The organism is Tamlana sedimenti, from assembly GCF_038148895.1.
Lineage (GTDB): Bacteria > Bacteroidota > Bacteroidia > Flavobacteriales > Flavobacteriaceae > Tamlana.
On sequence record NZ_JBBVGQ010000001.1, the window covers coordinates 518217 to 533390 of the forward strand.

General features: G+C 37.3%; 10 protein-coding genes. 1 reads left to right on the top strand and 9 read right to left on the bottom strand.

Annotation, left to right across the window (positions count from 1 at the left end; translation table 11 throughout):
* Positions 1-41: 41 nt before the first annotated feature.
* Entirely contained in the window at positions 42-1478 is a 1437-nt protein-coding gene (locus WJN01_RS02330; RefSeq protein ID WP_445195546.1) for a DUF5689 domain-containing protein, read from the bottom strand.
* Positions 1479-1522: 44 nt separating this feature from the next.
* The gene (locus tag WJN01_RS02335) at positions 1523-4324 is read right to left on the bottom strand and encodes a carboxypeptidase regulatory-like domain-containing protein (protein ID WP_445195547.1); all 2802 of its coding nucleotides are present in this window, start codon (positions 4322-4324) and stop codon (positions 1523-1525) included.
* 130 nt (positions 4325-4454) lie between these two features.
* Here WJN01_RS02335 and WJN01_RS02340 point away from each other — a divergent pair, with 130 nt between their 5' ends.
* A complete protein-coding gene (locus WJN01_RS02340) occupies positions 4455-5504 on the top strand; it encodes an endonuclease/exonuclease/phosphatase family protein (protein ID WP_445195548.1) in 1050 nt (349 codons plus the stop codon).
* Here WJN01_RS02340 and WJN01_RS02345 read toward each other — a convergent pair whose 3' ends face one another.
* From WJN01_RS02345 to WJN01_RS02375, 7 genes are all read right to left on the bottom strand, one after another.
* On the bottom strand, positions 5505-5945 hold the full coding sequence (locus WJN01_RS02345) for a hypothetical protein (RefSeq protein WP_445195549.1): 441 nt from the start codon (positions 5943-5945) through the stop codon (positions 5505-5507).
* Positions 5946-6050: 105 nt separating this feature from the next.
* Positions 6051-7397, bottom strand: a complete 1347-nt coding sequence (locus WJN01_RS02350) for an endonuclease (protein ID WP_445195550.1) — start codon at positions 7395-7397, stop codon at positions 6051-6053.
* A gap of 83 nt (positions 7398-7480) precedes the next feature.
* Positions 7481-8626: a hypothetical protein gene (locus WJN01_RS02355; RefSeq protein ID WP_445195551.1), complete on the bottom strand. Its 1146-nt coding sequence runs from the start codon at positions 8624-8626 to the stop codon at positions 7481-7483.
* Positions 8627-8638: 12 nt separating this feature from the next.
* Positions 8639-11194 carry a TonB-dependent receptor gene (locus tag WJN01_RS02360; RefSeq protein WP_445195552.1) on the bottom strand — a complete coding sequence of 852 codons (2556 nt, stop codon included), beginning with the start codon at positions 11192-11194 and terminating at the stop codon, positions 8639-8641.
* A 157-nt stretch (positions 11195-11351) separates the two neighbouring features.
* On the bottom strand, positions 11352-12971 hold the full coding sequence (gene pgi, locus WJN01_RS02365; protein ID WP_445196288.1) for a glucose-6-phosphate isomerase: 1620 nt from the start codon (positions 12969-12971) through the stop codon (positions 11352-11354).
* A gap of 1 nt (position 12972) precedes the next feature.
* Positions 12973-14295 (bottom strand): peptidoglycan DD-metalloendopeptidase family protein, encoded by a 1323-nt coding sequence (locus WJN01_RS02370; RefSeq protein WP_445195553.1) that lies wholly within the window; start codon positions 14293-14295, stop codon positions 12973-12975.
* Positions 14253-15170 carry a tryptophan 2,3-dioxygenase family protein gene (locus tag WJN01_RS02375; protein WP_445195554.1) on the bottom strand — a complete coding sequence of 306 codons (918 nt, stop codon included), beginning with the start codon at positions 15168-15170 and terminating at the stop codon, positions 14253-14255. The genes WJN01_RS02370 and WJN01_RS02375 overlap by 43 nt, the downstream gene beginning before the upstream one ends.
* Positions 15171-15174 lie beyond the last annotated feature (4 nt).

The window sequence follows — 15174 nt, forward strand, 5'->3', positions numbered from 1 at the left end:
TTCTTTCGCTATCGCTCAGAATGACGATTCATTTAAGAATCTTACTCCACAAAATCAATGCTAATTTCATCCAACTCGTAAACACCATCAAAGCTATCCTGTCCGCTACCCGTGTACTTAAAGGCAATGTAAATAGTACCTGAAACACAAGATAAATCTACCGTTCCAGAATTAAACCATTCCACAAACGAATCTGTATCTTTTACCACATAAGCATCAGACAGGACGCCCCATGTAGCCGAAGTAATATTGGCCTCGTTGCCATCCCAATCCAATGAATACAGCACTTCCATATAACTGCTGTCGGCCAAACTGTTGGATGTTTTAAATCGAAGGGTTTCACCATCTTGAGCATCTAAATTTATGGCAGGTGTAATGAGCCAACCAATATTGCTCACATCACCCGAACTAGCCGACTGAAACCGTGCTGAACGCCCCAATGACGCATTTGATGACGTTGAGGAATAGCCTTCCCACGCCTCGGTCCCTGCCTCAATATAATTGGTCCAACCATTGCCTTCAATAGGCCTATTGTTGCTTTGCGATTCAAAATCTTCGTAAAACAAATTGCCTGTACCTAATGTTGAAGCAATACCACAACTCAATTCCAACGAATCGCAACGCTCCGTATTCTCAAAATTAACATCGGCAGAACTGTTAAGAATCAATACGTTAAAATCATCACCAAAATCGCGACTAAAAATACCCGTAACACTACCTCGTCCTTGTGGCACAATCAACGATTTAAAATCGGCAAACGTACTGGTTTGCATCATGATGGAAATACCCGAATCGCAGCTTTCCAACACACGGAAACCGTCAAACTCATCATAGGATTCACTGGCAAAGCTCGCTCCAATTTCAAACCGATTGAGCTGTATGTTATCGAGCTTAATGAGTGTGTTTTGGTCCCAATCCGTTAAATCAGCCAATCCCGCAACTTTTGGTGATATGGTAGCAATTTCATTACTTCTTAAAATGATGTCCTTATACTCGGCAGCCTGAATTTGTTCTACGTTTACGCCATCTCCTTTGCCTATGGTGATGACGCCATTTTCTTCGCCAATGCTCAAGCCATTCATCTTGACATACACCTTTTGTCCGAATTGATAAGTATTCGAAAGTTTACTTACATTGATGCTTACCCGAAATCCTATTCTTGGGTCATTATCTGGGTTGCTGTCATCCGTTTTGTTTTGAATGATGAGTTCTTCAAAAAAGTTTCCTGTTTTGTCTGAGGACACCACATAGCCCTCAATGTACAAATCGGTATCATCGTCTATTGTAGCTGTGCTATTTCCGTTGTTGACCGCCTGCTCATACAACGATTTAATGGTCTTAAATGTGGTGATTTGCGCCTGTGAAATTTCGGGTTCGGTAATAGAAATATCAGGCACGTTAAAATCATCATCCTGAACGCAGGATGCCAAAAGCAATGTCATTGTCAAAATGCCTAAAATTGATTTTATCTTTTTCATCTGTTTATTTTTTTATCCACCTGCCTATCAGGTATGTCATTGGCTTAAAATCTAAAGTTTAAATTCAAAAAATAGGTAGTGCCTCGTCCGTACCAATATTTTGGTCCGAAAACAGGCGTGTTCAAGGCTTTATCATCTCGAAGTTCTCTATAATTGGCATTTCTACCTTGCTCAAAACCTCCGGTTTTATAAACCTCATCCAAAAGATTGTTTACACTCGCAAATAGCCCCACATAATATTCCCCTATTTTCCAACTTTTGCCACCCACCAAATTAACTACCATATAGTCATCAAAACGCTCTTGCTTGAGCAAAACTTTGGCCAATTTTTCATCGTAATCAAGGAACACATTGCCGTCAAAATCGGTGCTAAAATTTGAAGACCGCGTTAACGGGCTCACATCAATATAGGTGTTGGCAAAAAAATTGGCCGTGGCACCAACCCACCAAAAATCTGGATCGCGATATTCAAAACCAATAGAATAGGCATTTTGTGGCCCCGAAGACAGTCTGTAATTTTTAAGATTGGAATGCCCGAAATCCTTAAACCCATCAACAAAACCGGCAGCTACCGATTCATCGTCTGGTTCGGTAGAAAGGTATAGATTGGGGTTATTATCGTACGTAAATTGACCAATGGCTGCTGCGCCCTTTAATTTAATCGTTGGGGTTACTTGGGCTTCAATACCCAGTTCTGCCCCAATGTGTTTTTTATCAATACCCTGCAAAATCTCCTGTACAAAAACAGCATTATCACCCCCAACACCATCGGCAAAAAAGAAGGATATTTCACTAGCATCGGTAATTTTTGTGTAATAGCCCGTTAGTTTGGCTTTCACAATGGACGATCGAAATATATAACTGCCATCGGTGGAAATTATTTTTTCTTCTGAAATATTTGGAACTACATTATGGTTTTCACGAGCGTTTGAAAAGGTGTTTTGTATGGATGGTGGTCTGGAAATGTAACCTGTATTGATATTAAAAACATGTTTACCAGATAATTTATAGGTGAATCCTCCTTTGCCCCCAAAACCAATAAAGTTTAGTTTTTCACCCTTGCCCAATGAAGTATCTGGAAACCCACCATTTTGGTATATGCCCTCACGTTGGTATTGGGCAGATTTGAAACTTCCAGAAATATAAAAATCTACTTTATTATATGTAAGCTGTGCTTGGGCATAACCGCTCAGTTCATTGGCAAAAATATTGTAATGATATTTGAATTTATCGCCTTCAGAAACGATACGGTTTGTGTTTAGTAAATCATTTTGGGCTTCATCAATCTCTGTCGCGAAACCATCAACATCCAAATAGGTCGAAGCACCCAAAAGATCCAAAACATGTGCAAAATTTTCAGATTTTAAGGCTTTGTAATTTACGCCAGCATTTAAGATGACATGGTCATTTATTTCCCTAGTCAAAATGGAATTTAAGGTCAACTGTGAATCGTCAACACGGTCTTCATACAAGGCATAAATGGCATTGCCACCGTTTTGTGCATTGGCAATATTGGCCTCGTACATAGCATTCCAATTGATTTGTCCGTCATTTTGAAAATCCTTTAATGCCATGTAAGCGTACTGCAAATCATTTGGAAAATTCCGTTCATAATAACTGGGCAGCTTTTGGTAGTATGCTGGACTGGGGTTGGCACCACCTCCTTGAGGAAAACCATCCACCAAATCAGTCCCATTATAATCCAATCTGCTATTGCCCATTTTTCCAAACTGGTAGGCCACATTCGTGTTCAAAGTAGTTTTGCTGTTTAAATCCCAATAATGGTTCAGCATCACAACGGGCTCATTAATCTCCTTAATTCTTGAGTTTCGTTGTTCGCCATCTTGCCATCCCCAATATTCGTTGTATCGAATGTCTTTTAAATCATAAATTTCTTGAGTGTTTGGCGAGGATTTTCCACGTCGGTTTGGCGTATAAATAGCTGCAACATTTAAACTGTGCCTATCGCTGATTTTCTTTTCCACGGAAGCAAAAAACGAATTGGCACTATACAAAGTAGCATCTTGATAACCTTCATTTCCCCAACGTCTGCCCAAAGATACGGTATACGCCCAATTATTTTTTAGCAACCCTGAAGCGTATGTTGCCATGAGCCGATTGGTATAACTTCGGTTTGAAGATGAATAGGTAATCCGGCCACCTGGTCTGGCTTCTGAGGCCCTAACATTAATGTTCGTAGAACCCAAAACGCCTCCAAAAGTATAGCTTGAAGGTGTTAATCCCAACGACAATTCTTGGTTTCTCAACACATCGTTTATACCTCCCCAATTACTCCATTGCGGTCTGCCATTATAGGTTTTGTTCATTTCAATGCCATTGATCAGAATGGAACTGTTATTGGAATCTAACCCACGCATTCTGAAAAAGGACGAACTGAACTCAAACGCCGCTGTACGCTGAAACACATCAAGGGAAGACGCCAACAAACCAGAAATATTATCAGCGCCACTGAAGTCGTCATTAAGCTCGTCATCTGACAAGGTTATGGTGAACAAATCAGCTGAATATGCCGTATTGATTTCTAAAATCATATCCAAAATATTTACCGTTTCACCCTCATTCACCACAATAGGGTAGCGGTTTGTTAAATACCCCGTTTTGGAAATTCGCAAGACTTGCTCGCCCAATGGCACATCTTCATGAAACACAAATTCGCCCAAAACATTGGTTAAAACATATTGGTTTGTTTCTTCAATCGTTACGGTAACATCCTCCAAAGGGTTAAACGAAAGCGCATCTTTAACGCTGCCCTTTATCAATGTTTGTTGCGAATAGACAGCAATTGAAAATGCACAAAAAAGAAAAAGAAGTAGCGTTCTGTTCATACGAAAATTTAGATGCTTAAATTACAAAAAGTAATGCATGAAAAAGAAATTTATAACATTTATAATAATCACTTAACTTTGGCTTAGGTTTTGAGATAAAACCAATGAACACAACCTGTATTATATCAATATGAACTATTTAAAATTCAGTATCTCCGTCTTATTTTTTGGTTTGCTAATGAACGTTGGCGCCCAAGATAAAAAATTCAAAATCCACACCGTGGCCTTTTACAATTTGGAAAATTTATTCGATACCATTAACGACCCTAATAAGTTTGATGAATATAGCCCTATTATGGAGCTCAATGCCAATAAACAAGAAATTTACAAGCAAAAAGTGCACAATATGGCACGTGTTCTTGCAGATATTGGCAAGGATGTTACCAACAACACCCCTAGCATTATTGGGGTTTGCGAAATTGAAAATAAATCTGTTTTAGAAGATTTGGTAAATGACTCTTTGTTGGTACAAAAAAATTATGGCATGGTGCATTTTGATTCGCCTGATGGACGTGGCATTGACGTGGCACTTTTATACCAAAAGAAAGCCTTTACTCCTATTAGCTCGAGCACACATGAACTAAAAATATATGATGACCAAGACCAACAAAGAGTTTACACCAGAGACCAATTATTGGTTAGTGGACTGCTTGAAGATGACTTAATCCATATCATTGTGAACCATTGGCCATCAAGGAGAGGTGGTGAAGAACGAAGCAGACCTAAACGTGTTGCCGCCGCCAAGTTGAACAAGTATTTGGTAGATTCGCTGCAAGTAATAGACCCCTACGCCAAGATTTTCATTATGGGCGACTTAAACGACAACCCAAATAATGCCAGCGTTAAAGATGTTTTAAACGCTAAAAACAAAAGAAGTAAAGTAGGCTTAAAGGGTATTTACAATCCGTTTATAGATTTTTATAAAAATGGATTGGGCACAACCGCCTACCGTGATGATTGGTTTTTGTTTGACCAAATAATGGTAACAAAACCTCTTTTAGAAAAAGATTATTCCTCATTCCGTTTTTATAAAGCAGGTATTTTCAATAAAAATTATTTAATTGAAGACAGTGGTCCCTACAAAGGCTATCCTTTTAGAAGTTGGAACGATAGCGGTTTTAGCGGCGGCTATAGCGACCATTTTCCTGTTTATGTATATTTAATCAAGGAAACCGATTAACTATCCTAACCAAGCATCCCATGGGATTCTGGATAAAAATAGAATTAGAGCAATGCTATAAAAAATAGCAATGGTTTTTAATTTAACTTTTGAAGTAAGCTTCTTTTTATGCTTTGAATAGCCTATAGTAATCAATGCAACGGCAATAATGTTGATTAAAGGATGCTCAACCAAATAAAGCCTATTCAAGGAATCTTTCATGACCTCGCCCATGCCCAATTCACTAAACATTTTCAATCTGGGCGAAACAAAATAAAGCACCAAACCAATCAACAATTGAATATGTGAAACAATCAAAGTAAACAGTGATTTTCTGAAATCGTTTGGACCGTATTCTTTATCTCCAATAGTCTTGATAATAGCACTAAAAGTTGCGATTACCAGAACTATCAATACCAAATATGCCCAATATGAGTGAAGTGCTTTTATAGTTTCGTACATGATTCTTTAATTTATTTTATGTCACAAATGTAATAATTAAAACCCATAAAAAAACCGCTTCAAAAGGAAGCGGTTCTAAAATCATTTTTATCGTTTAGATATTATTTAATTCCATCTGTTTTCGGCAGCATTGCCTCCCCAAATTAAAGTGGCCAAATATGGGTTGTCAATAAATGGATTTCTGTTGCCTTGTGCTCCGTAAATAACATTATTGCGCTGTTCCTCAAATGGTGAAACAGGGTCTTCAATGTTCCATTGTATAAACAAATCCAATGTCCCTACTTTACTAAAAATCTCTCCATAGCGAATGTTTAAGTACATGACCATTCTAGCAACATCACCTTTCCACTCATCACCCGGATACCATGTCTCTCCAATTAACTTATAAGTTCCATTACTATCTGCAAAAGGGTAGTTTAGCCGTTCACTGTTCACATTTGCATCGCAAGACCTGAGATGGTGCAAATCGGTTACCGCATCAGTTGAACTTAAAAGTGATTGTGGATAAATGTGCTCGGTATTAAAAGTTTGAGGAGAATAAGGGTTTGTTCCTGAAGTATATTCTTGCCAAAACCTGCTTTCGCCAGAATACATCAATATAACGTTGTCAGAATTAGATAAATCGGCATCTGCATTATACAAATATTCATGTCTTTGTCCATAGGAAAGAATTGTAGTGTGCATTGCAATTGTTAAATTTTCCAATTCATCTAGCATTAAGCCAGCATCTTCAGAAAACACTACGCCATTGTAGTAATCTGCAAATTCAGCAGGAATATTAAAGCTAATGGCCGAAAGCACCGTAACATTTACCATAGCTGTTTCACAATTTGGCGTTTCATCATCATCACAAAGTGTGTATGTAAAACTATCATTGCCAGTAAAATCTGTTTGGGGTGTATAGCTTATTGTGCCATCAGTATTTAAAACAACCGTACCCATAGTTAATGAATTATCAACCGAAACGATAACGGCATCGTCAATAACGTTGTCATTATCCAAAAGCGAGGAAAGAACCTTAGTGCTATTTTTTAAAACATTAACAGCATCGTCTTCTGCTGTTGGATTTCCTTCATCTGTAACCGTAATGGTAACCGTTGCTGTTGAACAATTTGGTGTGCCATCATCATCACATAATGTATAGGTAAAGGTGTCTTCACCAACAAAACCTGCTTTGGGTGTATATAAATAGTACAACCGCTCATCGGATACCGTTCCTCCTTCAGAGGTTGTTGAATCAAAAGAAGAAACCTTGGCGTTATCCACCACAGTATCGTTACTCAATAAATCGGTTAATTGAATTTCATTGTCTTCAACTGTTGTAAATGCATCGTTAATGGCTACTGGTTTTCCATCATCAACAGGCTCTTGTTTTGGTGGTGGTGTATCATCGCCTCCTGAGCTGCAACTGCATATAACCCATGTGAAGAGTAATAATAAAAGTCTTTTCATAATTATCATAAATATATGGATTCTTCTGAGGAAAAAAAACCACCCCAATGAGAGGTGGCTTTTTTAAAATTTAAGCATCTATTCTATTGATAAACCCAAACGCCATCAGTTTTTATAACGCTCATTGTTTCATTAGTAGTAGACCCATTATAAATTAAATAGGTAAGCACGTATTTTTGTCCTTCTTCTGCGTTAGGATCTTTGTTATCCAATAACGCATTAAATGCTTCTAAAAGCATGCTTTCAGACCAAAAGTTAGAACTGCTCGATCTTCTGTCAAAACTTCCAAAGAACCCAACATTGTCAGCTGGGCCAGGGTATGTATCAATAAACGCATTTGAAATAAATGCAATATCTGCACTTGTCAATGTGTATTTAATTGTGTTATCCGGAACCCAAGTTGTTCCATCATGACCAAATTGAAGCGTTATATCCAATACATCATTATACTCTGACCAATCTGAACCATCAAATATAAAATACTTAACATAGCTATAGGTTGTACTATCGTCTGTTCTTCCATCTTCATCCAAATCATCAACATCAGTAGTATATAGTTTATACATTGTGGCCTGAATATCCCCTGCTGCTTTGGTTTCATATTTAAATTTATCTTTCAAGAAGACAGGTATTTTGGCAATAGCCTCATCTTCGTTAGAAAAGTTAGGAAAACCTTCTCCCATAACAGCATATTCATCATCGGTAAAGCCAAGAATGGTTTCCCAAACGCCATTTATAAACAAGAAACCATTGTTTAAGGTGTTTACACTGCCATCATAGTACTTATAAGTAAGCGACACTAAAACTCTGTCTGCTGGGTCTGGATACTTATATTCCAAAAATCCTTGTATATCTGAGCTACTATCAAAATTTCCAAAAGTATGTCCCAAATTGGCATAATCATCAGAAGATACGGTATATCTAATCAAGCTTCTTTCTTCCCTTTTTGGAGAATAAACTTTGAAAGTTACCAAAGCTGAAGAACCCTCACCCCATACAGGATATTTATCGGACAATAGCTCTGGAATTAATGTTTTAGCTTCATCTTCAGAATCAAAATTTCCAAAGGACTTGTCCAAATCATCGTAATCTTCATCAGTCAACTCATAAGCCGTGTCACCAACTATTGGGTTGTCTTGCGCATCAATATCGTTGTAGATATCCTCCAAAGGATTACAACCAACTATGGTTGCTCCTAAAATCGTTAAACAAAAAAATATTCTTTTCATATTACAAAATTTTTAAAAGTTAAGTTTGGCTCCGATGCTGAATGTTCTTCCAAAACCATAATATACCAGAGCCGTATCGGAATTTGACCCAGAACCATCTTGCGCATCAGAAATATACTCTGTATCAAAAACATTGTTCATTCTGGCGGTTAAGGTAGCATCGAACGACCCGAAGCTAAATCCGTGGGTCATTGCTATATCAAATAATCCATATGCCGGCATCTTCCAAGCATCTGGAGCACCTGCGGTTCCGCGATCACTTGGATCAAATTCCGCATAAAGATTATCATAGTAGTTGTAATCTATTATAAGTCTGGTATCTTCAGAGAATTTATAATTAGCACCCAAAGCCATAGTGGTTTGTGCAGCATCTGCAACATGTAAATCTTTAATAAACAAGTTAACCGTATCAACTACATTTTGGTCTTCATCTAATATATCGACATCTGTTACATTACTGTCCCATCTCCAATCACCTAAAGAAACCATACCTGTTAAACTAAAACTTTCACAAGCTCTATAAATAAAATCCAATTCAATACCTTGGTGAATTGCGTTAACACCCAAAATGTTTGCAGCAGCTCTAGTGCCATCTGGTTGCTGAAAAGACGCTGTTTCTGTACGGTCATTCCATCTGGTATGGTAAAGGTTGATATTACCCGAAAGTTTTTCTGATCTATAGCCATAACCAAGCTCAAAACTCGAAATTTTTTGGTTTGGTGCATCTGCATTGATGTTATCATTAGTGAAATTTAAAAACACAGAATCAAAACCGGGGGCCTTTTCAAAATACCCAAGATTTGCGAAAACATTGTGATAACCGTCTATTCTATAGTTAGCACCACCTTTGGCACTGAATCCGAAGAAATTGTATCGGTCTGTTTCTTGCAAAGGATCTGAATCTAAATAATTGAAATAATCCACCCTTTTGTAAGATGTATTTGATGCTGCCAAAGAAATGAACGTATTAAAGTTTGCGTTAACGTCATACTCCAACTGACCAAATGCACCTAGCCAACCTACTAAGCCATCATTGTAATAATCTCTTTTATCACCTACTTGCAATGCCGCGTTAGGATTGTTTACATTTCCATCGTCTAAGGCAAATTGGGCACCTAATAAATCGGTTACTTCAGAAAAGTGAATACCTTTATAGTATCTGTAATCTAACCCAGCCAATAAAACTAAATCATCTGCAAGGTTAGTTTTTAAAGTAGATAAAACGCCATACCAATTATGATCATTACGTGATGCTCTTAAATAGGTCTCAGCTCCGTTAGCACCTGCCGCAATATTTTCATCTACAATTTTGTCAAAATCGATAGGGCCAAAAGCTCCTATTCTATAATCTCCTTGTCCAGTTGTAGCATCTAAACCAAATTTATAATCTCCGGCAGTTCCGCCTCCACCTCCAGAACCAAATGATGCATATGCTGAAGTATTAATAGAGGTATTATCATTTAAATTCCAATAATGGTTCAGAGACATTTGTGGCTTGTTGTAAAAGTTATCTTCTTGGAAAGTAACTTGGCCATTTTTATATCCCCAGTCAGCATTAAACTTTCTTCCACTTTCTGCATTTCTGTAAGTTTCAATCAAATGCATATTTTGTCTTTGTCCATGACGTTGTTTTGCTCCAAAGGCAGAAAATGACAATGTATGAGCATCGTTAATTTCTTTAGAAATATTTACGAAATAAGAAACTCCTGAAAATTCCGTTCCATCAACATAACCATCCCCTTCAGTTTTAGCTGCCGAAACAGTTGCAGCAAAACCACTGTCCATTAATCCCGTAGAGTAAGTTAAACCATATTTAAAATAACCATCATTACCTATGGAAGTGATTACATTCCCTCCTTCTTCGGCATCTGTAGTTTTAGTAACGATATTAATTGTTCCACCAATAGAAGGTACTGCAATTTTAGCTGCACCTAAACCTCTTTGAACCTGCATAGTACTTGTAACATCACCAAGACCCGCCCAGTTAGACCAATAAACACGACCATTTTCCATATCGTTTACTGGAATACCATTGATCATAACAGCTACATTCTCGGAGTTAAAACCTCTAAGATTGATTCGACCGTCACCATAACCACCACCTGCTTTTGTAGCATAAACTCCAGGGGTTGATTTTAGAATTTCAGGGAATTCTTGTGTTCCTAGTTTTAATTCAATTTCTTGAGCTTTTACCGTAGATACGGCAACCGGTGTCTTTCTGTCAACAGCCACCGAAGCAATAATTTGAATTTCTTCTAAGCCTACCTGACTAGACTCTAAGATAACATTTCCTAAAGCAAGATCTCCAGAAAATGAAATGGTTTTTGAATTGTAACCAATGTAACTTATTACAATTTCACCAGAGGAAGCTTTGGTAGTTATCGTAAAATTTCCATCAAAGTTGGATGTCACTCCATTTGAAGTTCCTTTTTCAATAACATTTGCACCTGGTAATGGGATATCTGTTCCCGCTTCCACAACAGTACCAGTAATTGTACTTTGTGCTAATAAAACTGTAGAAAATAATAACACTACAGCGCACATTAAAAAATGCGTAGTTCTTTTCATAATTAATTATTTGAAATTAGTCGTCGCTAAAATACGTAATATTGAATGATTAACATTAACGCATTGTTAACAAATGCAATATTTGTTTATAAAAAAAGGCGCCAACTTTAAATTATTGACACCTTTTTTAAGCTTTTGTAAAGAAAAATTATACGTTTCAGCGTTTAGTCTTATAATAATTCAACAAATTTTGAGTTGAAGAATCATGATTCCCTTTTCCGCTATCATTAAATTCCTTTAAAATTTTATTGGCCAATTGTTTTCCTAGCTCAACACCAAACTGATCGTAACTAAAAATATTCCAAATAATCCCCTGTACAAATATTTTATGTTCATACATGGCAATCAGTTTTCCTAAACTTTCAGGTGACAGCTTGTTAATGAAAATAGTGTTTGTTGGTTTGTTGCCCTGAAAAACTTTAAAAGGTTTTAGGGTTTCATCTGCTCCTTCAGCAATTACTTCAGCCTCAGTTTTACCATTTAGCAAAGCCTCTGTTTGTGCCAAAAAGTTTGACATTAATTTATCTTGATGGTCTTGATTTCCGTGCAACGATTCTGTAAAACCTATAAAATCTGCCGGAATCAATTTAGTGCCTTGGTGTATTAACTGAAAAAAGGCGTGTTGGGCATTAGTGCCCGGTTCGCCCCAAATTATTGTACCTGTTTGATAGGTTATTGGGTTTCCGTTGCGATCAACACTTTTACCATTGCTCTCCATAATGCCTTGTTGCAAATAGGTTGCAAACTGGTTTAAATATTGAGAATACGGGATAATAGCTTCGCTCTCTGCACCAAAAAAGTTGTTGTACCACACACTTATTAAAGCCAAAACCACTGGGATATTGGAGGCAAAATCCTCACTTTTAAAATGCTCGTCCATTTTATGTGCTCCACTCAATAAGCTATCAAAATTTTTATAACCAACAGCCAGGCTAATGCTCAAACCTACAGCACTCCAAAGGGAAAAACGACCACCAACCCAATCCCACATCGGGAAAATATTGTTTTCGTCAATTCCAAAAGCCTTTACATTTTTAATGTTGGTTGATACCGCCACAAAATGCTTGGCAATGGCGGCTTCATCGGCCGATTTCAAAAACCATTCTTTAATGGTATTAGCATTTGAGAGCGTTTCTTGGGTGGTGAAGGTTTTAGAAACAATAACAAACAAGGTTGTTTCTGGGTTAAGCTTTTTAATGACTTCGTTAACGTGGTCGCCGTCCACATTGCTCACAAAATGCGTGGTCAGTTGATTTTTATAGAATTGCAAGGCATCAACTACCATAGCTGGCCCTAAATCTGAACCGCCAATACCAATATTAACCACATCTGTAAATACTTTTCCGGTGTACCCTTTTCTTTGTCCATTTACCACTTCGTTGGTAAAACGCTCAATCTTTTGTTTAACCTCATAAACCTCGGGCATCACGTTAACCCCATCAACCATAAAAGTAGCTGATTCTGGTGCCCTTAAAGCCGCATGCAAAACGGCCCTGCCTTCGGTTTGGTTTATAATTTCACCTGAAAACTGACTCGCAATAGCGTCTTTTAATTTTACCTCATTGGCTAGTTCCACCAAATATTTTAATGTTTCGTCGGTAATTCTGTTTTTAGAAAAATCGACATAAAAGTCTTCCCATTTTATAGTGAAGTTATCTGCACGCTTCGCATCTTTCGCGAATAAATCTTTCATGTGCACATTTTTAGTGCCCATGAAATGCTCTTGAAGTTTTTTCCAAGCGCTGGTGGTTGTCGGATTAATAGTTGGTAGTGCCATATTATGAATTTGCTTGTGTGAATACTGGCTGGTTTTGTTGCTCTTCATCTAGAATTTCTGGTTTGAAATTCACATTATCCAGTTCGTACTTAATTGGTTTGATAAAATCTAAGAACTTTTCTTTTAAACTATCTGAAATGGGTTTTGCTTCTGGTAATTTCTGCTTGAAAGGATCGACTTGTTGACCATTTTTCCAAAAACGGTAACAGACATGCGGTCCACCGGTATTACCCGTCATACCAACCCATCCTATAACATCACCTTGCTTTACAAAATCGCCTACTTTGGCTTTACGTCTACTCATATGTAAATACTGCGTTTCGTATGTGGCGTTGTGCCGAATTTTCACATAGTTACCATTACCACCACGTCTTGCAGATTCTGTTACTGTACCGTTGGCGGTTGCCATAATTGGTGTCCCTATTGGTGCGGCAAAATCGGTTCCTTTATGTGGGCGAAGTTGAAAATTGTATACCGCTATCCTACGCTTTAAATTATATCGGGATGATATCCGACTAAACTTAACAGGAGCTTTTAAAAAGGCACGACGTAAATTTTTGGCTTCATCGTTAAAATAATCCACGATGCCCTTAACTGTATCGGTTTGAAATCTGAATGCGTAAAATGGCTCATTGTTATGCTCAAAATAAGCTGCTTTTACATTATGCACACCAACGTAAATGCTGTCGTCTATATATTTATCGGTGTAAATAACTTTAAAGCGATCTCCTTTTTGAAGACGTCTAAAATCAATGGTCCAAGCATAAATCTCATCGGCCATAATATAGGCCAATCTTGGACTTAATCCTTGTTTGTCTAAAGTCTCCGAAATATTGTTGGTAATAACGCCCGTTGCTGTTTTTTCAATGTACTTAATAGGTTTTCGTTCCGTATAGGCATGTATGGAATCTTGAAAATTTACAACCACATATTCTTCCAAATTGGGCTGGTAAATGAAACATTGTGCTGTCTCTAAAGAATCCTTGGCGCATAAAAGCGTGTAGGGTTTTCCTTTTTGAAAAAATCTGGCAATATTATAGGTCTCTTTAGCTTTTTCGGCTATGTGAAAAATTTTCGGGTAACCAATATTGTTACGCTCTAAAATTTGTCCAAAACTTTCCCCTGCTTTTACGGTGTCCCTTTTTACAACATAGTCGTTTAAATTAAAACCAAACTCTATCGATTCCATTGGTTCTTCAACAACCGCTAATTCTTCTTGTGTTTCAAGTGGTTTTTGTTCTTCTTTACAGCTAGCAAAACTTATTACTGCTAGCAGCATAATTAAATATCTGTTCCCCACGTTTCCTTTTCGTTCTCTGTCCATAAATCTGGAAAAAATATTCTTTTTTGATATTTTGGATGCATATACTTCACCCACTCACTTCCTCCTGTGGCTTCTGCGGTTTGCCCTCCAATATTTAAATAATGATTTGCTGTATGGTAGTGTGCCATGACCCACTTAATATTTACTGTGTAGTCATAATGGCGCATGGCCTTTACCAAATCTTTATTAGCTTGTGAAGCTTCGGGCAAAGCCTTAAATTTTGTCCACAAGTTATTATACTGATAAAATTTGGTAAATCTAATAAATTCCTCTTTATATCTATCTTCAAATGCCGATAAAGTATAGGTTTTTTTGCCTGTTTTGTAATCCTTGCCAGCGGCTTGCCAATAGAGGTGCTCAAAAGCATGTTCGTATGAAGAATTCCTATCAATAGTATCTCTAAATCGTTTATCAATAAGATTGATAAGTTCTGTTGAAGAAAATTCAATTTTTCTATACTGGGCGCTTTGAAAACCACTTGCCGGAATTAAGGTTGTTCTAAACTTATTATACTGGTCTATGTCCATACCATCCTTCATGATACTAAAAGAGGACGTTAGAACATCAAAATATCTACTGATGCGCATTATTTTATCAGTGAAAACCTCGGTACTGATTTGTTCGGATTTTGCGACTTGCTCGATCTCACTCAAAATCATTTTAAACAATAATTCAGAGATTTGATGGTACATAATAAATACCTTCTCGTCAGGAAAAACGGTGCGCTGTACCTGAAGATTCAACAAAGCATCGGTTTGAATATAATCCCAATAATTAATAGGTTTACTGTGCAGCAAACCTTCTAAATGTGCCTCAACATCTTGGTCAATGGCATCATATTTTTCTTTTAGTTTTTTGTTTAGGTTGGCACTCAAAATA